Origin of the sequence: Dyella caseinilytica (assembly GCF_016865235.1) — a bacterium.
GTDB lineage: Bacteria > Pseudomonadota > Gammaproteobacteria > Xanthomonadales > Rhodanobacteraceae > Dyella_B > Dyella_B caseinilytica.
This window is the reverse complement of record NZ_CP064030.1, coordinates 2,837,758-2,858,572: the sequence shown is the minus strand read 5'-3', so window position 1 is coordinate 2,858,572 and position 20,815 is coordinate 2,837,758. Positions and strand designations below refer to the sequence as shown.

At 56.7% G+C, this 20,815-nt stretch carries 22 protein-coding genes; 12 read left to right on the top strand and 10 right to left on the bottom strand.

The window, feature by feature from the left end; genetic code table 11:
- Nucleotides 1-119: 119 nt before the first annotated feature.
- Complete coding sequence (locus ISN74_RS12315) at nucleotides 120-1,169, top strand: glycerophosphodiester phosphodiesterase (RefSeq protein ID WP_188801032.1); 1,050 nt, start codon at nucleotides 120-122, stop codon at nucleotides 1,167-1,169.
- Here ISN74_RS12315 and ISN74_RS12310 read toward each other — a convergent pair.
- On the bottom strand, nucleotides 1,160-2,254 hold the full coding sequence (locus ISN74_RS12310; RefSeq protein WP_188801030.1) for a 3-keto-alpha-glucoside-1,2-lyase-like domain-containing protein: 1,095 nt from the start codon (nucleotides 2,252-2,254) through the stop codon (nucleotides 1,160-1,162). The two genes, ISN74_RS12315 and ISN74_RS12310, sit on opposite strands and share 10 nt — an antisense overlap.
- A gap of 487 nt (nucleotides 2,255-2,741) precedes the next feature.
- Here ISN74_RS12310 and ISN74_RS12305 point away from each other — a divergent pair, with 487 nt between their 5' ends.
- From ISN74_RS12305 to ISN74_RS12295, 3 genes are all read left to right on the top strand, one after another.
- Nucleotides 2,742-3,254: a Cif family virulence factor gene (locus tag ISN74_RS12305; protein WP_188801029.1), complete on the top strand. Its 513-nt coding sequence runs from the start codon at nucleotides 2,742-2,744 to the stop codon at nucleotides 3,252-3,254.
- Nucleotides 3,255-3,462: 208 nt separating this feature from the next.
- Nucleotides 3,463-4,473: a sensor histidine kinase gene (locus ISN74_RS12300; protein ID WP_203546602.1), complete on the top strand. Its 1,011-nt coding sequence runs from the start codon at nucleotides 3,463-3,465 to the stop codon at nucleotides 4,471-4,473.
- Entirely contained in the window at nucleotides 4,466-5,245 is a 780-nt protein-coding gene (locus ISN74_RS12295; protein WP_188801026.1) for a LytR/AlgR family response regulator transcription factor, read from the top strand. The genes ISN74_RS12300 and ISN74_RS12295 overlap by 8 nt, the downstream gene beginning before the upstream one ends.
- 177 nt (nucleotides 5,246-5,422) lie before the next feature.
- On the opposite strand, the gene ISN74_RS12290 is transcribed toward ISN74_RS12295, so the two are convergent.
- The 4 genes from ISN74_RS12290 to ISN74_RS12275 all read right to left on the bottom strand — a co-directional run bounded on the left by ISN74_RS12290 (nucleotide 5,423) and on the right by ISN74_RS12275 (nucleotide 8,240).
- Nucleotides 5,423-5,863, bottom strand: coding sequence for a MarR family winged helix-turn-helix transcriptional regulator (locus ISN74_RS12290; protein WP_203546601.1), 441 nt, complete (start codon nucleotides 5,861-5,863; stop codon nucleotides 5,423-5,425).
- The gene (locus ISN74_RS12285) at nucleotides 5,860-7,302 is read right to left on the bottom strand and encodes an MFS transporter (protein ID WP_188801025.1); all 1,443 of its coding nucleotides are present in this window, start codon (nucleotides 7,300-7,302) and stop codon (nucleotides 5,860-5,862) included. Before ISN74_RS12285 ends, ISN74_RS12290 begins: the two co-directional genes overlap by 4 nt.
- A 227-nt stretch (nucleotides 7,303-7,529) precedes the next feature.
- Nucleotides 7,530-8,015, bottom strand: a complete 486-nt coding sequence (locus ISN74_RS12280) for a nuclear transport factor 2 family protein (RefSeq protein WP_229679397.1) — start codon at nucleotides 8,013-8,015, stop codon at nucleotides 7,530-7,532.
- 87 nt (nucleotides 8,016-8,102) lie between these two features.
- Nucleotides 8,103-8,240, bottom strand: a complete 138-nt coding sequence (locus ISN74_RS12275) for a hypothetical protein (protein WP_188801024.1) — start codon at nucleotides 8,238-8,240, stop codon at nucleotides 8,103-8,105.
- 52 nt (nucleotides 8,241-8,292) lie between these two features.
- Here ISN74_RS12275 and ISN74_RS12270 point away from each other — a divergent pair, with 52 nt between their 5' ends.
- Complete coding sequence (locus ISN74_RS12270; protein WP_188801023.1) at nucleotides 8,293-9,507, top strand: M23 family metallopeptidase; 1,215 nt, start codon at nucleotides 8,293-8,295, stop codon at nucleotides 9,505-9,507.
- Between the two features lie 89 nt (nucleotides 9,508-9,596).
- Here the strand turns inward: ISN74_RS12270 and ISN74_RS12265 are convergent, their stop codons facing one another.
- From ISN74_RS12265 to ISN74_RS12255, 3 genes are all read right to left on the bottom strand, one after another.
- Nucleotides 9,597-10,286 (bottom strand): DUF3313 domain-containing protein, encoded by a 690-nt coding sequence (locus ISN74_RS12265; RefSeq protein WP_188801022.1) that lies wholly within the window; start codon nucleotides 10,284-10,286, stop codon nucleotides 9,597-9,599.
- Nucleotides 10,287-10,292: 6 nt separating this feature from the next.
- On the bottom strand, nucleotides 10,293-10,625 hold the full coding sequence (locus ISN74_RS12260; RefSeq protein WP_188801021.1) for a hypothetical protein: 333 nt from the start codon (nucleotides 10,623-10,625) through the stop codon (nucleotides 10,293-10,295).
- A 63-nt stretch (nucleotides 10,626-10,688) separates the two neighbouring features.
- The gene (locus tag ISN74_RS12255; protein ID WP_188801020.1) at nucleotides 10,689-11,522 is read right to left on the bottom strand and encodes a sterol desaturase family protein; all 834 of its coding nucleotides are present in this window, start codon (nucleotides 11,520-11,522) and stop codon (nucleotides 10,689-10,691) included.
- Nucleotides 11,523-11,825: 303 nt separating this feature from the next.
- On the opposite strand from ISN74_RS12255, the gene ISN74_RS12250 reads away from it, so the two are divergent.
- The 3 genes from ISN74_RS12250 to ISN74_RS12240 all read left to right on the top strand — a co-directional run bounded on the left by ISN74_RS12250 (nucleotide 11,826) and on the right by ISN74_RS12240 (nucleotide 14,295).
- Nucleotides 11,826-12,548 carry a response regulator gene (locus ISN74_RS12250; RefSeq protein WP_188801019.1) on the top strand — a complete coding sequence of 241 codons (723 nt, stop codon included), beginning with the start codon at nucleotides 11,826-11,828 and terminating at the stop codon, nucleotides 12,546-12,548.
- Entirely contained in the window at nucleotides 12,541-13,872 is a 1,332-nt protein-coding gene (locus ISN74_RS12245; protein WP_188801017.1) for an ATP-binding protein, read from the top strand. The genes ISN74_RS12250 and ISN74_RS12245 overlap by 8 nt, the downstream gene beginning before the upstream one ends.
- Nucleotides 13,873-14,007: 135 nt before the next feature.
- On the top strand, nucleotides 14,008-14,295 hold the full coding sequence (locus tag ISN74_RS12240) for an EF-hand domain-containing protein (RefSeq protein ID WP_188801015.1): 288 nt from the start codon (nucleotides 14,008-14,010) through the stop codon (nucleotides 14,293-14,295).
- 541 nt (nucleotides 14,296-14,836) lie between these two features.
- Here the strand turns inward: ISN74_RS12240 and ISN74_RS12235 are convergent.
- Nucleotides 14,837-15,373, bottom strand: a complete 537-nt coding sequence (locus ISN74_RS12235) for a hypothetical protein (protein WP_188801014.1) — start codon at nucleotides 15,371-15,373, stop codon at nucleotides 14,837-14,839.
- Between the two features lie 799 nt (nucleotides 15,374-16,172).
- On the opposite strand from ISN74_RS12235, the gene ISN74_RS12230 reads away from it, so the two are divergent.
- Together ISN74_RS12230 and ISN74_RS12225 are read left to right on the top strand one after the other, a co-directional pair.
- Entirely contained in the window at nucleotides 16,173-16,541 is a 369-nt protein-coding gene (locus ISN74_RS12230; protein WP_188801013.1) for a hypothetical protein, read from the top strand.
- Nucleotides 16,542-16,653: 112 nt separating this feature from the next.
- Nucleotides 16,654-17,616 carry a DUF932 domain-containing protein gene (locus ISN74_RS12225; protein ID WP_188801012.1) on the top strand — a complete coding sequence of 321 codons (963 nt, stop codon included), beginning with the start codon at nucleotides 16,654-16,656 and terminating at the stop codon, nucleotides 17,614-17,616.
- 138 nt (nucleotides 17,617-17,754) lie between these two features.
- On the opposite strand, the gene ISN74_RS12220 is transcribed toward ISN74_RS12225, so the two are convergent.
- Complete coding sequence (locus ISN74_RS12220) at nucleotides 17,755-18,042, bottom strand: helix-turn-helix domain-containing protein (RefSeq protein WP_188801011.1); 288 nt, start codon at nucleotides 18,040-18,042, stop codon at nucleotides 17,755-17,757.
- A 218-nt stretch (nucleotides 18,043-18,260) separates the two neighbouring features.
- Here ISN74_RS12220 and ISN74_RS12215 point away from each other — a divergent pair, with 218 nt between their 5' ends.
- Both ISN74_RS12215 and ISN74_RS12210 read left to right on the top strand, forming a co-directional pair.
- The gene (locus ISN74_RS12215) at nucleotides 18,261-19,340 is read left to right on the top strand and encodes a hypothetical protein (RefSeq protein ID WP_188801010.1); all 1,080 of its coding nucleotides are present in this window, start codon (nucleotides 18,261-18,263) and stop codon (nucleotides 19,338-19,340) included.
- A gap of 102 nt (nucleotides 19,341-19,442) precedes the next feature.
- Complete coding sequence (locus tag ISN74_RS12210; protein ID WP_188801009.1) at nucleotides 19,443-20,666, top strand: hypothetical protein; 1,224 nt, start codon at nucleotides 19,443-19,445, stop codon at nucleotides 20,664-20,666.
- Nucleotides 20,667-20,815: the final 149 nt, after the last annotated feature.

Here is a 20,815-nt window from a genome sequence, read left to right as displayed (position 1 = left end):
TGTGGCCTGACAAGAAAACTGCCGCCGCCACGGCGCGAGGGTGAGAAGGTCGACAAGGGAGCACCGCGATGAAAGCGCTATGCTTTCTTACATCGCCGCTTATTACCGGGTCACGGGTCATGTCTTTGCTCCCGCATGCAAATGAAAAGGCCATTGCCGCCAAAGTGCTGGTCATCGGCCATCGTGGTGCAAGCGCGTGGCGACCGGAGCATACGTTGGCTTCTTATGGCAAGGCGATAGCCGATGGTGCTGATTTCATTGAGCCGGATCTGGTGATGACCAAGGATGGTGTGCCGGTGGCGCGCCATGAGAACGACATCAGCGCCACCACTGATGTCGCCACTCATTCGGAATTTGCCAGCCGCAAGACAACAAAGACTATCGACGGCCAATCAGTGACGGGCTGGTTCACGGAGGATTTCACGCTCGTCGAACTGAAAACACTCCGTGCTCGTGAGCGCCTCCCGGAGTTTCGCAGCACCGCCTATGATGGCCAGTTCCCGATTCCAACCTTCGACGAAATCATCGACTTTGTCGCTGCCGAATCGGCGACAAGTGGCCGGGTGATTGGCATCATTCCTGAAATCAAGCACGGCACTTATTTTCAGAAGATCGGTTTGCCCATGGAGGACCGCGTACTGGCGATCATCGACGCGCATGCTTATACGCGCACCGCGCCGGTGGAGATCCAATCTTTCGAAATCACCAATCTCCGCTATCTGCGCGGCAAACTCGGCAAGGATCACAACAATATCCGCCTGCTTCAGCTGATCGATGACGAGGATCAGCAACCCTACGATGTCATCGCCGCCGGTCGTAAACTGACTTACGGCGACATGATGAAGCCAGCCGGCCTGCACGAAGTAGCCAGCTACGCGGATGCGATCGGTCCGAATGTCCGCGCGATCATTCCACTCGCTGCCGATGGAACGTTAGGCAAACCAACATCACTGGTGCATGACGCCCATGCCGCGAAGCTCGAACTGCATCCGTATACGTTTCGGCCGGAAAACCATTTTCAGGCGAAGAACTTCTGGCAGGGCAGCGACCCGAAAACCTTCAACGAAGCCGGCTCGATCGCCGAGATTCGCGCTTACCTCGATGCGGGTATCGATGCGTTCTTTACCGATGATCCGGCCATTGGGCGTAAGGCGCTGGATCAGCGCTGAACGTTTGGCAGTTCGGTCGTGCCTTCAGCTTGATCCATGCGCATGATGAAGCCCCAGCCATAACGGCCCCTCATGTCGGGTGTGTTGCCATCGATGGCCACGACAATCTCGTTGGCGCCCTTGTGAAGAGGAAGATCGAAGCTGTCGTTCTCTAATGATAGGCGGCCATCGGGTGCTTTGCGGCCGCCTTTTACGTTGTAAAGGTTCTTGCCGGAAAACACGGGTTTGCCGTTGGCGAATACCCATATCTCGCGCAACCAGCCGACGGCCACATGCCGAACCTGTTCGCGATCGGACTGTATGGTGGTGCGAAGCCAGACCACCTGCGCAGGTGCCTGCTTGGATATCGGCGGGTAAAGTCGGCTCAAGTTGATAAGGCCACCGTAGTCGGCGGTTATCGGCGACCAAGTCGATGCGGAAGAGGGCATGTCCGACATACTGAGATGGTCCGTTGTGCTCATCGATACGGGGTCGGTGCCCCGCCACCGAACGAGATAGCGCCGATCGCCTGAAGCAGGGTCCGCCGGAGCTTTGGGGTCGAGGCCATCGGTCACACCGGGCGCAAGCGTCAAGTTGGCGTAGTAAGCGGTTCCTTCGAACGCGATGGTTCCGGTACTCGCATCACCTTCCATATGTGCAACGCGGAGCGATGGCTCGGTTTGCCGGTTCACATAGACGTTCATACGTTCGCCGGAAATGACCAGCCGGATGTGGTTCCATTCGTTTTCGCGAAAAGGCGCCGCTGCTTGATATTGCGGGTAGACGTCCCAGAGTACCCGACCTTTGATGATAGGGACGTATTGCAGGCAGTCCTGTGACGCAGGGCAGTCGGGACTGACCCGGATATAAAGCATGTCGGCGGTGTCTGCGTCTTTCTGGTGAAAACGAATACCAGGGAACTCTTCGCCGACGGGCTTGATGTCGAACTCGATGGTGCCACTGCCGAAGTGTTTATCTTTCAGCGCGACAAAACCTTGTTCGCTTTCGGAGGTCACCTGAAGGATGCCGTTCGGGAACGCCTCCCTGGTGATGAATGACGCATTGCCGCTTGCCTGCCAGCCGTCGGCAACCAGCGGAATCTGCAAGGGTGTGACTGTTGATGCGAAAGCCGACGTGGCGCTGAGTAGGCTGAGCGCATAGACCGAATGAATAAGTCGCTTTTGCATGTGCATCTACCGAAGGACGAGTGTGCACACCCTAACGACGTGTTCCGCCAGTGTCTCGCGAGACGATGCAAAGCGGACTGGAAACGTGCTGAGACGGCTGGTGCACGTGCTTAATGAATTCGGCGGCCTCCGAGCCCGCGGGCAGGTCCTTCAATGTGAAACGCATCGTCCGCTTGGTGCCGGTCTTTGACCGTTTAAGGGCATGCTGCGGCCGGTTCGTCATATTTGCGCCCCTACCACCTATGGGAATGCTTATTTTTGGCACATTGCCACGCGCGTCTATGGGCGTGGCAGGGTGTCCCATAGGTGGACTTGGCTTGATGGCGTTGCGCTGCCGGTGCGTGATGCAACCGCGATCCCCGCGCGGGAGCTGTCTTAAAAGCGCAGACAATCGAATGAGGCATTTATGAAAAAGATCATTTTTATCGGAGCTACCCTTCTGATGCTCGGTTGCGGCACCGCCGCAGCGGATCAATCTGATAGCACGGCCGCTACGGCGCCCCAGGATGTGGCAGACATTCAGCACGTTATGGATGCGTTTCACCATGCCGTAGTTACACATGATGGTAAGGGCGTTTCCGCCCTTTTTATCGACCAAGGAAGCACGTGGGTGACTGTGTTGTCCGACAAAGGATTCGCGGCTGAGAAGGCGAAGAATGCTTCGGTGAAAAAAATCCGCGTCAGCAGCTATCAGGGATTTTCGTCCTTCGTATCAAGTACGAAATCGGCGCTCGACCCTCGCCATTCCGACATTCGTATCATGAGCGACGGTGCGGTGGCTTCGGTCTATTTTCATTTTGACTTTGTCATCGATGGTAAAGTCGAGAACCGTGGCGATGAGACATGGCAACTGGTCAAGACCGTCGATGGGTGGCGCATCGTTGCCATTACCTATTCGTCAAATCCCGGGACAGTGTGAATCAACCCGGCGGTGACGTTGGATCAGATGGCGTGGGCTAGACCGAAGCGCTCGTGTAGGATGACATGAGGCGTTCGGCAAGCATGTGAGGACGAAGGTGCCCCCGATTCGGAACCATGCTCAGCGTATGGAAAACGGCTCATATTCCAGGCTGCGTCTGGTACTCATCTCCCTGGTAGCCTGGACGGCCGTTGGGGTGGTTTTCGCGATGCCGCGTTTTGCGTCGACCACCGCATGGTGGTTCGTGCTGCGTACCTCGTTAGCCGATTGGTGGGCGTGGGCACTCCTCGTCCCGATGATTGTTGCGGTGGACCGACACCTGCCCATCGCGGTGAATCGCCTGGGAACGCGGCTTGCTGTCCACATCGTCATCGGTATTCCGACAACTTTGGTTTACAGCTACGTTAGCGCCGCGCTTCAAGTGATGTTGGGTGTGATGCCATGGCCGGACATGATCGGCCTTGGCCCTCTGCATGAAGCCCTGAAAGGTGGCTTTCTTTGGAGCCTTCTGGTTTATCTGCTCGTCGTCGGTGGCTGGCAGGCGGTGCAGTACAGTCAGCACTATCTTGCTTCGCAGCTCAGGCTCGAACGGCTGGAACGCAATTTTTCCGAAGCGCGTCTGAATGTGCTGCGCATGCAGTTGGACCCGCACTTTCTTTTCAATGCGCTCAATACCATCTCTTCCCTGGTCGTCAGTCAGCCAAAGCTGGCGCGTGGAATGATCGAGCAGTTAGGCGATTTGTTGCGCCTTTCTCTGGAGTCCGGACGTCGGCAGCAGGTGCGCCTCGGCAAGGAGTTGGAGTTCCTCGGCCATTACCTCGCCATCCAGAAGACCCGTTTTGGCGATAGCTTGCATGTCGTGCTCGACGTTCCCGCATCCGCTCGCGACGTCATGGTGCCAAGCCTTATCCTGCAGCCGCTGGTCGAGAATGCGGTTCGCCACGGATTGTCTCCTCGACCGGGCGGGGGCACCGTTTGGGTTCGAGCGATGATCGAGGATGCTGTTTTGTTCATTACCGTCGAAGACGATGGCGTCGGGCTTGGCGAGAACTGGGCAGACGATCGCGTCGGGTTAGGTTTGGGGATCACTCGCGAGCGCATCGCCATGCTCCATCATACGCAGGATGCAGGTCTTCTAATCGGTCCACGCGAAGGTGGTGGCACCGTTGTTCGCGTCTCAATACCCATAAGCGTGACGGAGGCGTATAGCGATGAGTGAGAGAAATACTTATCGTGTTCTCATCGTTGACGACGAGGAGCCTGCACGTCAGCGTTTGCGCGAATTGATGCATGACGATCCCGACGTCGGCGAAATAATCGAGGCCGAGAATGGGCTCGACGCCGTCGAGACGATTTTGCAAAAGCAGCCCGACATCGTTTTTCTTGACGTTCAAATGCCGGGCCTCGATGGCCTTGACGTCATCGATACAATCGGCGTCGAGCGAATGCCCGTCACCGTATTTGTGACAGCCTTCGATCAGCACGCTGTGCGTGCCTTCGAATTGGCCGCCATCGACTATGTGCTTAAGCCGTACGGAGATGAGCGCATGGAGGCGGCTTTCTCCCGAGCAAAGGCACGTCTAGACGACAAGCATGTGCACGAATTCGGGCAGAACATGCTCAAACTGCTCGATAACCGTCGCCCGGACAAATCCTTTCTCGACCGCATTGTTATTCGGGAACGCGACAAGACCGATCTCATCCGCGTCGAATCGATTGACTGCATCGAAAGCGCGGGCGTCTATGTGGCATTGCATGTAGGTCGTGAGCGTGTCATTCATCGAGCCGCCCTAGGCGAACTTGTCGGGCGGCTCGATCCGCGCCGCTTTGTTCGCGTTCATCGCTCAACCGTCGTCAACATCGACAGCATTTTGCATCTTGAGCCGGCGACGCACGGAGAATTTGATCTCATCCTGCGGGGCGGCCACCGTGTTCACGTCAGCCGGACGTTTCGCCCATTGCTTGAGGCGCGGCTGGGACAGGCCTTATAGCGCGTGCATGGGCATAGACAACTACGCCCCGTGAAAGCCTGGGGTGATGGAGCAGGCCCCGATGCCGTGGCTCATGGGGCTTCTGAAAAGTGCGTTCTTGCCGTGCGCCTGAAAAGAGGGGAGGGCTTGCACAGTGACCGAATCGAAGACCGACAGGTTTGGCAGGACTGGCATCTTCTAAGGTTCGCGGCTATGAATTCGCTCCAGAATGCGGCTAAGGTGTGCAAGGTCGGTCTTGGAAAGACGCTGCATAGCGGGCGGGGCATCGTCGCGTGCTACACGAAGTGCCGCTTCGATGAGCTGCTGTCCTGACGACGTGATCGATACCAGTTTCGCGCGCCGGTTGTCCGGGTGAGGATTGCGTTCGACCAGGCCGCGGTCTTCAAGATCGTTCACGGCTACGGTGACGGCGGGCGCATCGCTGCCGGTGTCATCCACGATCTGCTTCAGGGTCATCGACGCATCAAGCAACCGCCACAATATGCGTGCGCGACTGAAGGGTAAGCCCGAGGCATCGCTGATTTTATGGCGCCATTCACCGCGGGTTTCCCACACCAGGGCAACCAACATTTGCCAGATGCGATCGGCTTCGCTGCCACTGGTGGCGCGAGCCCTCACGCCTTCGCTCCGACAGCCGTTTCCTCCAACAAGTGCGCCGCGTGGCGAGTGGTGTCATGCGCCCAGCGCGTGTTGGACAACCATCCCAGCAACAACACCGTAAAACCACCACCGGTGATCAGCCACCAAAACGGATGCGAGGCCTCGGCGAAGCCGTTATGCACGTGCGCGCCCAAGATGGTGCCCGCAAGCGCGACACCGAGCGATGCGCCGATTTGTCGGCTGGTGGAGGCGACTGCCGCGGCGAGACCTGCCTGCGCCTTGGGCATGCCGGACACGGCCGTGTTAGTAATGGGTGCGTTTACCATGCCAAAACCAATACCAAAGATTACATACGTCAGCAACAACAATGGCAGCGGCGTCGTGGCGGTCAGCTGCGTCATCATCAACGCGCTGACGACAGTGGCGGTACCGGAGGCCAGTAGCGAGGGTCGTGTGCCATACGTGCCGACGAGTCGCCCGGAGAAGGGCGAACAAAGGATCGTCGCCAGCGCGAGCGGCAAGGTGCACAAGCCGGTTTGGAAAGCCGACAGGCCACGCACTTCCTGCAGGTACAGCGCATTGAGGAACAGGAACCCCGAGAACGCTGAGAAGCTACATACGGCGATCAGTGTCGCGCTGCTGAAGGGCGCGCTGCGAAAGAATCGCACATCGATCAATGGTTCATGACGCCGAGGTTCGTAGATAAGCAACGCGATCAGCGCAAGAGCGGCTGCGGCAAACAGGCCGATGATCGTCGTCGAACTCCATCCGTCGTGCGGACCTTCGATCACCGCATAAGTCACCGTCGCCAGGATGATAAACACCAACACTTGTCCGATCGGGTCGACACGCCGCGCGTGTGGTGCTTTGGATTCTGGAATGTAGCGCGCGGCCAGCAGCATCGCTGCGGCCCCGATGGGTAAGTTCACCCAGAAGATGGAACGCCAGCCGATGCTTTCAGTAAGCGCGCCGCCGATTACCGGCCCTAGTGCCATGGCCACGCCGGCGACCGCGCCCCAGACGCCGATGGCACGTGCACGTGCTTTGGGTTCGTGGAACGTGTTGGCAATGATCGACATGGCGACCGGATTGAGCATCGTTGCCCCTAGCGCCTGCAGAATGCGAAACGCGATCAGGCTATGAATGTCTGGGGCAAGGCTGCACAGCAACGAACCGAGCATAAACAGCGCCATGCCTGTCTGGAACACGCGGCGACGTCCGAAGCGGTCGGCCATCGACCCGGCCAGCATCAGCAGGCTCGCCACCACCATGGTGTAGGCATCGATCACCCACTGCAGCCCCGATATCGAGGCGCTGAGATCATGACGGATCGAGGGCAGCGCCACATTGACGATGGTGACGTCCATCGCAACCATCAGCAGGCTCAGGCAGCAAATGCCGAGGATGAGGTTCGGATGGGTCTTGGTTCGTTCGGCATGGCTAATAGTTGTATTCATACAACTATTGTTAATTAACAACTATTCCCCGTCAAGTGCCCTCTGCTTTGTCATGTACGTGAACGCTTTGATGGCGGCGCGCGTATCGGGCGGTGGCCACGTTTTCCAAGAGGTTCGGGGGGGGGGGGCTTGATCCATTACCCGGGGTTCCATACTCAACGGTTCCCGTGCTGATCAATGTCGGCTTTGGGTGGAAGCGGACATTGGGATTCGAGAAACGCACGCTTTCATTTAATGGCTTCGTGCCCATAGCTAAAAATTCTGGTTATTTCCCATCCATCAGAAGTCTGGTGCCAAACGACCAGGAACTTGGCCTCTCCGAAGCATTTGCCAGATTTAATCTCACAGAATGTGTGATGCCCCTCTTCGAGCGCGCCATATCCATTTATAGGATAGACCTGCACAGTTCCGGCCGTAAGCACGCGCCGAAAGTTACCGCAAACGTTCTCACGAGTTTTCTCGATATAGTCTTGTCTCGTCCATGTGACACCACCTTTGTCGTGGTAAAACTCAACGTTTGGATTCAAGTAGCTTGCATGTGTTCTAAGCTGATCTGGATCGCTGCAGCTATTAAACGAATCAAAAAATTTCGCGTCCAATTTTAAGATGGTGTCGGTTAATGATTCCGGATTAGACGCCACAGGTGGCGCGGCGCCCGCATTCGAGGCGGCAAAAGCAAAGAACATGCTCGCCACAAAGATACGTCTGTTCATTCTCCTCTCCATTGTGAATGTTGCCCAACCCATCGAGTGTTCTTGATCTGATACGTTCAACCTCCGATCGGTTGCAGTTTTCGAACCTCAGACATCTTCCGGGCGCCAAAGGGTTGCAATCCATTCGTACATGCCTTCCAGCACATTGCCCTCGACCGATATCTGTCGGTACAAGTCGTACGCATCGAAGCGCAGCGTCCACGCACGCGTCAAAACTTCACTCAATCATCAAACTCGCCGTGTCCGCGTTTTTCGTTTTGTAAGAGAGTGCAAGGCCATGAAAAAAAGCCCCGTTATTGCCGCCACTTCGATCACGACGCGCGCTAAAGCAGGAGTTGTGGTTACGCTACTCGCTTCGGCTGTATGCCATATGGCATTCGCGTCTGATACGACGGGCCAATCAGCACCCACCGACCGATCGCCTTTCCCGCCGCAGATCCAGCTACAGGTTCCCTTTGCGCCGACGGCGTTCCCCGCGGAAGACGGCGAACATCTTCTGTACGAACTCCATATCACGAATTTCGAAGACGCGCCGATCACGCTCGACCACGTGGATATACTCGATGCAGATCAGGCTGGTAAACCGTCACTGGCGAGTTTTGCCGGGCACCCGTTGAATGAGATAGTGCGGATAGCTGGCAAGGATGACGTCATGGATATGAGCAACGTGGCGAAGCCCATCAGCGTCGACGCTGGGGGATCGGCGGTATTGTTTCTGTCGGTGACCGTGCCGCCCAAGACTTCCATGCCTGAGCATGTCATACAGCGCTTGTCATTGACCAATGGTGAAATCGTAGAAGGCGCATCAGTAGGCACGCAACACACTCCATTGAAGGTGCTCGGTGCACCTGTGGCGGGTACCGATTGGATCGCTGATGACGGTCCGAGCAATGCGCCAGACAACCACCATCGACGCGGAATCTTCGTTGTCGGCGGAGCGATGACGATCTCTCGCCGCTTTGCAATTGATTGGAAACAAGTCGAGCAAGGCCTGCCGTATCATGGCGACGTTCACGCCGATCGGTCGTACTACGCATACGACAAACCTGTTCTCGCCGTTGCCGATGCCACCGTCGTATATGTGCGGGATGGACTACCCGATAACCCGCCCGGGCATAATCGTGATTTTCATCCAGCGCAACCGGTGACGTTCGACAATGCTGGTGGCAATACTATTGTCCTTGACCTCGGCGATGGACAGTTTGCGCATTACTATCACCTGAAGGCCGGCACCATTCAGGTGAAGAAAGGGCAGCGCGTTCGAGCGGGCGAAGCCATTGCTCACATCGGTGCTTCCGGGGATGCACGCGAACCGCACTTACACTTCGAGGTGACGACGGAAACCTCCTTGCTCACTGGTGAAGGCATTCCCTATGTGATTGATCACTTCCGGGTCATCGGAGGCGAAGGACGTACCCTAGGTCTTCGCAAAAACGAGACGCCGCTCGATGGAATGCTCGTTGATTTCGAGAATGGAAAGGGGGCTGACTGAGGCCGTGAGCTAACTTTCGTGTCAGTTCGAAATCGGTACGGATTTACGATTAAGTTGAATGTGACAGTCGAAGCCAACGACCCTTATCTTCACTCAAGCTGCGTCAACAACGTCTTGGCGCCTTTCTCGATACCGGTTTCGGCGGCACTTAAGGTGCCCAAACTGGCGGAGATGTTTTCGGCTGCTGGGTATTGTTTCGCGACAAACGCCCTCAATAATTGATTGCTTTGACTGTTATAGATTTCTACGGCATAGGTTACTGATCCGAGAGACCTGGAGGGGCTGTCTGCGGCACTCTTCAACGTGCCCAGCACCGCACCGACCGGCAGGATTTGCTTGACTGTGCTCAGTACCGGCACGCTGGCGGAAGCGCCGGTCAAGGTGAGATGGATCCTCAATGTGTCGGGACCGGGCGCCGATGTCAGTACATATTTCTTCCCGAGTGTTTGACTGAATTGCATCTGCATGTAACCGGCGAGCTGTTGTCGTTCGGTTGCGCTCAGCTTGCCAAACTGCTGATCTTCGCCGTCGTAGACCGTCACCGTATCAAGTATCACTTGGGTGTACTTGGAAAGATGCGCGTCCGGTACTGAGTAGTAGAGCGGGATATGTGTGTTTTGACTTTGCAAGTTTGGGGTCAGTTGTGCGGTGGAATCCAGGCCGCGATATTGAACCGGCGAGTTGGTAACACAGCCCGCCATACCAACCATGCAAAGCACAGGCAACAAGCACCGCAATGCATTTCTTTTGATCATTGACGTAATCATTGGCAGTTTCATCCTTCCTTACGGCACGTAGTAATACGTGGTGGGCATATAGACCACCTTCGGCGCTGGATACGTCGTTACAACGGGTGTTGCATAGACCACCCGGACCGACGGTGGCGGCGGAGAAACCGATTTAACGGTGACTGTTGAAGGGACGCTTCTCACCACGACGCTGCTATAGCAACAGGGAGCGGGGTAGACGACATAGGATCCAGTCGTACGCACCGTGGTGACGCTGTAGTTCGGCGTGGTGGAACGAGTGACTACCGCCGCGCCGGCATGTGCGGAAGAAAAATAGGTGCCGATTCCAACGGCCAATAACATGGCGAATATGTAACGTGTCTTGTTCATGATGATGAGTTCTCGTAGTTAGAGGGAAATGTCATGCGGTAACACCGCGATGGATAAGCAAGATCAAGGACGACCTAACGCGATGCGTGCGGCGGCGTACCAGTTAGGCGCACGTCGCAGATCGGTCAGTAAGCGACGCCATTCGCCGAACACGAGCCCAAGTGGGTTATGCGTGCCAAGCGGGTGATCGAGGCCATAGCGCAGCGGCTCGTCCTTGCGTTCGGCGGCGAACGTGCCGAACATCCGATCGAAAATAATCAGCGCACCACCGTAGTTCTTGTCGATATACGGTGCATTCGAGGCGTGATGAATGCGGTGATGCGTTGGTGTATTGAGAATCCATTCCAGCAGACCGAGGTTGATTCGCGCCTCGGTATGCAGGAAGAACTGAAAGCGGAGATCCAGCGCCAGCAGAATGATGACCATGCGCGGATCGAAGCCCAGCGCCATCACAGGCAGATACACCAGCCAACCGGCAGAGATCAGGTTTGTCCATCCCAGGCGAATGGCCGAGAGCAAGGTCATCTCTTCCGGCGTGTGATGCACGGCATGACTGGCCCACAACCAGCGCACTTCATGGCTAAAACGGTGGTACCAGTAGTAGGCGAACTCCACGACAAAGAAGCCGATGACCCAGACACGCCAGTCATGCATCGAGAAATGCCATGGCGCGAAATGCCATACCAATGCAAACACCGGCGCGAGAGCCAGCGCCGTCAACGCGTCGGTAAGTGTGTGGCCCAGGGCAATCAGCAAGGTGCTGCCCGCGCTGCGAAAGTTGTAACCCTTGCTGACGACCAGCAGGCGCCACAGCATTTCAACCACCACCGTGATCATGGCCAGTGGCAGAAATCCCGGGATGTGGACCGAATGAGCGTGTTGAAAGATGTGCGACATGACGGTTACTCAGAAGGGAAGGGGGTGAGCGCTGGATGCCTTGCGCTTGACCAACAGCTTGGTCCCGACTCGTAACCTGGCTATGTCCGCAATCGGCGACTTTGTAACAGGTTGTTACATCGCACAAATTGTTGATATAAATAGAAAAATGTCGCTTCTTGCGGGTTTCGTAGTGGCGGGGCGATGAGGACGCCGCCCGGCGTGACAATGAGATTCACATCCGACTGCCACCGCCTGCGCCGTAGCAGGCGGGTGGCATAATGCCTGTGCCGTAACGCCGTACCACTGACGAGGAGACTGTCCGTGAACGAGCGCTCTCCGCGCATCATCGTGCTCGACGACGATGCCGAAATACGTAACATGCTGCGCCGCTATCTGTCCGATAACGGCTTCGAGGTTCAGGCCATCGACAGCGCTGAGCAGCTTGATCGTCTCTTGCAGCGCGAACCGTTCGATGCGCTCGTGCTGGACTTGATGATGCCGGGCGAAGACGGGCTTTCGATCTGCCGTCGGTTGCGCGCGAATGGCCAGACCATTCCCATTCTCATGCTGACAGCACGCGGCGATTCCATCGATCGCATTATCGGTCTGGAAATGGGCGCGGACGATTACCTGCCGAAAACGTCTGATCCGCGAGAACTGGTCGCGCGGTTGAAGGCCATGCGCCGACGCCAACACATGCTGCACAGCACACAGGTATGGGGTAACGACGAAGTCACCGAATTCGGACCGTTTACGCTCAACATTTCGCGCATGGAGCTGCAGCGTGATGGCGCATCCATTCCGCTTACCAACATGGAATTCCAATTGCTGCGCGTCTTTGCGGCCAATCCGCGCCGGCCGATGAGCCGCGATCACCTGCAGGACAAGGTAAAGGGAAAAGATCACGAGGCGATGGACCGTGCGCTGGATGTGCAGATCTCGCGCCTGCGTCGCAAGATCGAAGACGATCCGGCGGCGCCCTGTTATATCCGCACGGTGTGGGGTGTCGGTTACATGTTCACGCCGGACGGCGGCTATGCTTAAGCTGCGTCTGTGGCCGCGCTCGCTGTTTGGCCGCAATCTACTCCTGCTACTGGGGCTAATTGCGATCGCGCAGATGTCCACGATTGTTCTTTACGTATTGCTCCAACGCCCACGTGTCATGGAGGTCGCGCAGTTGGTCGCCACCCAGGTGAACATGCTCGATGCGGCGCTATCGCAGGTACCAGCGACGGATCGCGACGCCTATGTGGCCCGTTTGAACCAAGTCGGGGCGCTTAGCGCTCAGCTCACTGAACCACCACCCGACAATTTCGCATACCGCACACCACTGGCAGATTTGTTCATTCATGAAGTGCGACGGAACCTGGCCAAAGGCATCACCTTACGCCTGACAAGCGTTCCGCGCTTGAGTATCTGGGTGCACCTGAACATCAGTGGCGAGCGTTACTGGATAAAGTTTCCCGTCAACGCTTTGGTTCCTTATCGTTGGCTTACTTCGGCGCTGGTCCTGTGGTTAAGCCTCGCACTGTCGGCTGCGCTTGGTGCCCTGTTGATCCAGCGGCGCATCAATCGCCCATTGCGCGACATCGCCGGTGCCGCGCAGAACGTCGGTTCAGGCGGGAGGCACGCACGTTTACCAACCTACGATGCAAGCGAACTGGCGATCGTCGCGAAACAGTTCAATGCCATGCTGGATAACCTGGAAGAAATGGAGTCGAGCCGAACCGTCATGCTCGCAGGCATTTCGCACGACATCCGCTCGCCACTGGCCAAATTGCGGCTCACCTTGGCGTTGGACAAGCACGCCAGCGAACTACCCGTGGGCCAATATATCGACCAGATCGATGCCATCATCGGTCAATTCATCGACTTCGGCCGCGTCGGTAGCGACGAGCGCATGGTTGAAGGCGAATTGAACACATTGGTGGAACAGTTGGCCTCCGGATTTGCCGAGCGAGGCCATGCTTTCGCATTAAGCCTCGAACCGCTGCCAATATGGCCGTTCCGCCCCATCGCCATGATGCGGCTGGTGCAGAATCTGATGGAAAACGCAGTGAAGTACGCTGGGGCCGGTCTCGAGGTACACACCTATATGGAGCATGACAGCATGGTGCTGGCTGTGCTCGACGCGGGTCCAGGCTTAGCTGAAGGTGATGAAGCACGCTTGCTTCAACCGTTCACACGAGGCGACGTCGGACGCTCTAACACCAGCGGTTCAGGGCTCGGGCTGGCCATTGTCGATCGCGTTGCGCGCTTGCACGGAGGTTATTTGCAATTGATTCGCCGACAACCCAGAGGCATGGAAGCGCGAGTGACGTTTTCGCTCGTCCCGTCGCCTTCCGATATGGCCCCCGCGGCGCTGTAACGACCTGAAACATTTGCGCCCGCGCGCGCAATATCCACCCAACATCTCATGCGTAGCATGTCTTTCGTCGGCGAACTTCCTTGCCGGCGCGGCCCGATCCGTGGTCGCTCTCTCACTCCATAGGTACATTTTATTATGCGCAAGATCTATTCCATTTTTCTCGCTGCGATGCTGTCACCAGTCGTCGCGGTCGCGACCCCGCAAACATCCGCCAATTCTCCGCGCGCACAGCAGATGATGCGCATGCTGGAGCAGCGATTTGCTGCCGCTGATACCAACCACGACGGCAAGCTGACGCTGGCCGAGGCTCAGGCGGGCATGCCGCGCGTAGCGCAGCATTTCGCCGATATCGACACGACCCGCCAGGGCTACATCACGCTCGACCAGATCAAGCTCTTCATGGCCAGCCGCGCCGGCAGCTGAGTTCGTCATACGCGATTTTTAGCGCGTACTTCTTGGCAAGACGGCATCAACACCTCCGATACCCTCCACACCCGGTGCCGTCTTACCCCCTTTATGCCACCCGCCCATCACGCGGGTGTTTTTTTTGCGCATCGATAAGGTCAGGCAGGCAAAAAAGCCGAGCGAACCATACTGCGATTTTTTACACGCAACCACGCGTTCGATGATGGAGCGTCGATGGATCGTTCAAGCCTGCGAAGTTGGCACTAGCGAGACGAGTATGGGCATTGACGAGGTCATTACGAATGCAGGATGGATCCATTGATAAATGGGTTACGCACGTTATCGCAACCTTGATCCGCGCAAATCGCGAAAACTGGAACACTGTCGCTTTTGTTCCATTGCAGCGGATGTTCGGTCGCGGCTCGCATTGATGTCGTCAGCCCAGCATGTCATGCATCACCCGGACATGACAACGGCGCTTCCGTTTCAGGAAGCGCCGCTAGCGTTACGCGTGGATGTCGCGCGTCGTCGTTTCATTGATGGTGGTGACTGCGCTATTTTAGCTGCCGTTCGGCCCACTGCTACTGCGACTGTAACCCTGGCCTTGTGTATAGCTGCCACTGTGGCTGTACGTCTGTCCATCCGCATTGGTGGCGGTTGCCGTATGCGTGGTCACTCCGTTCGACGTGCTCGTAGAAGTCGCGTAGCTACCATGCTGCCCGCTGCCACTGGACTGACTATTGCCGGACCAGGTGCCGCTGGCATTGCGCGAATACGACCCATCGCCCGAGAAGTTTCCGCCGGAGGCTGTATGGCCGGAATTGGAGAAATTGGCCTGTGCGGAACCATTCGGGTTGCTGTTATAGCTGTTGTGGCCGCTGAAGCTGCCGCCATTTGCACCATTCGCCCAGTGGCGTCCTTGATGCGTGGTGGAACCGCCTGACCAGGTCGTGTATCCACCGCCGCCCGCACTACCGCGCGCACCAAAAGCCCCCGTCCCATGGAAGCGTGTTTGCGCTGGTGTTTCGGTGGCCACGGCCAGCGCAGCGATCAGGACGGCCGCCAATAACAATTTCAAAGTTGGTAATACTCGCATCTCAAATTCTCCTGCCTAAAAAGGGACGTCGACATGATTAGTCCCGACGAGGAGCGATTCTGAATAACGGATTTAAATGAGTTATGTGAGAAACAGGGGAAAATGTAAGAGCCTGTTACAGCGATGCGTCGTTAGCGCAAGACATGTTCTCGTGTACCGGTGGGACGGAGCCGCCCCATGCCGCCGCCATCAAACAAGCGCTGCGTCTTGTCCGTGGGCTTTGCCTTACATAAAGCGCTATCGGAAAGCGTCATGGGGGCGAGTCTTGGGGGGGGCAGTTGCCCTCGATCTTGCCCCGGAATTGCAAGGGATGGGTCTGGACGGTATAGGGCAACAAAAAAGGCCAGAACCCTTATTTTTGCAAGGTTTCTGGCCTTCTTTGGACGTGCTTGGATTGCTATCTGGTGCGGAAATAGGCGTCGAATCATGCCTTGTAGATGGCTTTATAATGAAGTTTCAATGAGCTTGACTTTATTGGTTACCCCCAAAGTTACCCCCGCAAGACCTCCGTTAGCCCAAATTGATCAAACAATGGCGGCTCACGCAAGTGTTCGGCCCATCCATTTATAAATCCATATCACCTTACTGAGCAGAACTAGATCTGCTCCTCCTGCGCGGCAATCGTGCGGGAGCCTTAACTTCAAAGGAGTATGGATGATGTTTGATAGATCCTGGATCGGTTATCCCTGTCCCTCGTTGCTTGAGTGCCTGATCGTGTTCTCGGTTCTCTTCCTGGCAGGCAGCCTTTGGGCATCGTGCATTCGGTGCTATGTCGAATACCGCATGGAGGAGGCCGCCCATGCATAACCTGACGCTGGAACATGAGTGGAACGAAGACATCGTGGATATCACGCCGCGTTGTCCGAAGTGTCAGTCACCGCAAATTGAGCCGCGCAATCTCGCAAGGCGACTGGGCGGTGCCATCGGGGCGATCGCGGGTACGACCAGTGGTGTGGCTTTGGCGATAACTGGGGTAGAAGTCGGCCTGCTTGCAGGTCCCGTCGGTGCGGTTTTGGGTGGCGTTGCTGGTGTGATCATCGATGGCATTGTCGGTGGTGCTGCGGGCTGTGCAGCAGGTTCGAAGCTCGGTGCCGCTATCGACCGTAACATCCTTCAGAACCAGCAATGCCGCCACTGCGGCCACACCTTCAGCGACCGGTCTTCATAGGTCCTCGCTGCTTCAACGACCTTCGTTTTTCGTCCTCTCGTGCAGGCGCATAGAGCCCGGCTTCCGCCGGGCTCTATGCGTTTTATGCATCTATATAATTAAGGAGTTTGTGATGCATCTAGTTCAATCGATGGCCTACGTCGGGGAACAACCCTGGCATGGCCTCGGGACACGGCTTGTCCCCGATCAGCCGCTGGAAGTATGGGCACAGCAAGCCGGCATGAATTGGCAGATCGAGACCGCTGACGTCCATTACATTGCCGGCCACCCTTTCCCAAGTTCCCTGCAGAAATACCCGGACCAGAAGGTGCTTTATCGATCGGATACCAAAGCGCCACTGTCCGTGGTGTCCAAGCGTTTTAAGGTCGTCCAGCCAGCAGAAATTCTCGAGTTCTACCGCGACCTGACCGAGATCGGTGGCTATCAGATGGAAACTGCGGGTGTCCTCAGAGAGGGGCGGAAGCTTTGGGCATTGGCCCGCACTGGGCAAAATGTCACCCTGAAAGGACGTGACACCGTCAACGGCTACCTACTGCTGGCCACGGCGTGCGATGGAACACTAGCCACCACAGCCCAGTTCACGTCGGTTCGGGTGGTTTGCAACAACACTCTGGCTATTGCATTGGGCGAGGGTGCGGAGGCTATCAAGGTTCCGCACCGTAGTGCGTTCGATGCTCAAGCAGTCAAACAGCAACTGGGTGTTGCCATCACCCCGTGGTCATCGTTTTCGGATTACATCAAGGAACTGGCTAGCTGCCGCGTTGCGGATAAGACGGTCGAAGACTTTCTGGCCAAGGTGTTTGCCTACGGCCATGTTAAGGCGGAACGGCATGGTCCCGCCTTCAATGAGCATGCGGCTCAGAAGGTGCTTGCTCTTTATACCGGCGAGGGTAAAGGGGCAGGCATGTCATCGGCCAAAGGGACGGCGTGGGGCCTGCTGAATAGCGTCACGGAATATGTGGATCATCATCGCCGTTCCCGTAGCCATGATCATCGCCGCGATGCAGCGTGGTTTGGGCAAGGGCTGCTGCTAAAGCAGAAAGCATGGGAGCAAGCCGTGGAAATGGTTGGCTGACCATCTCTGCCCGTGTCTTCCGGTTTCACCTTATGCGATAGCTGAGGTGCCGGGAAGTCCTTGGCGTCGTGAGGAGCCACCTACAGCAATGGAGGGCGATGCCCGACCGTGCCGCCCCCAAAGGCGGCACGGCTCTATCTATCGCCTTTTCCGGCTTCCAGCCTGACTGCTCAGGGCATCTTCGATCTGCTGCGCAAAAGTGACGAGGTCGGTCTTGCACGCGAGGCACCAGTCGCGCAACTGCAAGGCATCCAGGCGGACAGCGCCACGCTCGGCCTGGCTGACGTAGGCCTGCGACCGGCCTAATTTGGTGGCAAAGGCTGTCTGGTTCAGACCGGTAGCCTCCCGCATACCTCTTAGCAGGCCAACGACGATCAGAATTTCCGGTCGGTAGATCGATTTGGGCGTTTTCTTGGGTACTGGCATGGCCCGCTCCGCGGATCGTGGACGGGCCATAAAGCTATATGCAACAAGCTATTATGATGATATTCGATATCATCGTAATAGATGTTCTACTATTCATTGAGCGCCATCGACGCCTCCCCCAGTAGGGACGCGATGGCCCACCTCGTCAGCTTCAGCGCCCTCGTGAGCTTTCGTTCGCGTAGGGCATACGACACCTTCCAATTAACAGGGGTACATCGATGGAGTACGCAACCAGAAAGCATGGCGTGACATCGGCCATGGTGGCCAAAGCGATCGTGGCGATGTGTGTCGTCAACCTCGCCGGATGCACAGACAGCGATATTTCGAAAGTCAAAGAGATGAAATTCGAACCCGATCCGTCCTACACGGTAGGGCAAGCCTTCGATCACCGGAGTGTTTGCGACGCAGTGACATGGGACACGATAAAGGACGAGCGCGGTCGCAAAATTGTCGAATACCGTTGCAGCTTCAAGGGCGTCAAAGACTACATTCAAAGCACTGAAGAAGCCCATTTGAAGGAGATGAACAGCAATGCGCAGGTGCTGAAGAACGCTTACTTGGTCAACATCAAGACCTTGCAGGACAACCTTGCGCAGCGGCAGAAGACGCTCGCTGACGACCAGGCACGACTCGTGCAGACCGATGCAGGGGCGTCCAATCAGCAAGATCAAGAAGTTCAAAAACTGAACGACCAAATAGCGGTTTTGCAATCCGGAGACATCGACAAAATTGCATCTACCCCCCTTGACCCGTCAGCGTCGCTGGGCATCGCTGCTTCCTGTTATACGGACCCGCAGCAAAATCCTGCCGTGAAGAAGCACTGCGGGGATGTCTTGAGGCAAGAAATTCCGCGAGCCATCGGTGCCCTGAAGCAACAGCTCAGCTACGACATGGCTACGCGCCAAAGGAATCAGGCCGATCTTCAGGCAGGGCTAAAGATCAGCATGAATGTGGAGAATCAGCAAATCTCGGAATATCAGCAGAAGCTAGGCAAGATGACCTCGGGAAAGGATGCCTATTTCGCTTCGATCGATAACGAGCTGAAGCAACAATCCACTCATCCCAACCCCATTGTCGAGGTTGACGAGGTCTTCCAGTGGAGTGTGGGGGACAGTGGTGATTTCGTGCTGGTTTACGCCGGTACCGAGGCGAAGCACCAGGATGGCACCGCGAAAGATCAGGCCTACGGCGATGCTGAGGCGGCCTTGGTGCTGATTGCGAAAAACAATGCCACCACGTTTGTTCAATATCTCCAGCAATTCTCTGCGCAATCCGTGATGGATTTTGTCCGGAACTAGATTCCGTTTCGCCCCATAACACGTCTTCATCAGGCCAGGCAGCTGCCTGGCCTGATGGGAGTGTTTGTCACCTTACTTTGGAAGTGCTGCAAGGAGGATGTCATGAACCCCATCAGCGATGGTCTTACCGTTTTTACTAAGCTTCAAACGGCGCAGAAATTTGTACTGCTACGCATTTTTGTGGTCATCAACATTGCCGCCTATTTCCTGGCGACCGGCGGCTACTTTGACAATGATTGGGCCAATACCGCTACGGTACTCCTGGTCTATGCCCTGGAAAGCGGCTTCATGCTCTGGTTGGGCTTCAAGCGGGGCATCGGCTTTCATCGGGCCGGGCTACACCCTACCGGGGCGTCTGTTCCTGTCGTGCTAAAGAGCGGTGGCATGGCATGGTACGTGGGAGTGGTGGTTATCTCCCTGCTGATCTCAGCCATCGTGATCGTCGTTGTCACCAACATGAGTGACGATGAAGATCTGGCCGCATTTCGCGCGGCGATTTTCCTCATTGCGGAAGCGATCGTCATGGGCTTTGCACTCTTGCAAGGTCTTCGCATGGGGTGGAACGCGGTAGCTGTATCGGATACGGCAAGTTCTCCATCATTGACCGGGAGTGATGCTGGAAGCGCAGCAACGGCAGGGAGTGTCTCTTTTCCAACGGCGAGCGTGTCTTTGCCTGCTGAGGACGAGGCGAAAGCCCAACGGCGAGCCAAGAACATTCGACGAGGCCAGATCGTGCTGGGCTGCATCTCGGTCATCTGCGCCGGTCTCGCCGTGTATTTCCACATCGTTGCCCACGAGATGGCTAAGCCTGACCCGGATAGTGACGCGGCGGCTAAGGCCGTCATGCAGACGTTGGGAGAAGGAACGGCCCCTTCCGCATCAACGCAAGCCGCGTCAACCGCGTTGTCCGTGGGGCCGGTAAGTGGATCTGAACCTGGTTCGGTCACGGCGGGAGCCACGACGTCAACGGAGCTGCCACCCGATGATCCCAAGGCACTCTGGGCGCTTCAGAACGCAGGCGCGGCCGATCCCAATGGTGGTGCGATCGACGGCAGCACCTTTCCCTTTGCCACGAGCTCCGGGATGAAATCCAAGGATGGTTATCCGATCTATCTGATCGAATGCAATGTCGGTTCTCACCAGTGTGTCGGTGAAACCGGTCAGCCGATTGGTAGCGCTACGCAAGTCGCCGATACGATGACCCCGGTACGCAACGCGGATGCCCTGCGTTATCACTGTCCCGATTGGATCTGTACCGACCCCCAGGGCAACGTTGTCGGCTCGGTGGCTCCACCTATGCGTGCATACCTTACTCAAGCGCATTAGTCAGCTGTAAACAGCTTACGTATGGCCGTGTTTGCCCAAGTCGGACGCCAAAAGAAAACGGGCCGCCTAAAGGCGGCCCGGTCGGGCGTCGGCTTCCATGCTGGTAGGGGCCCCTACCGGACGCCAAGGACATCCCGGCAGCTCTGTTA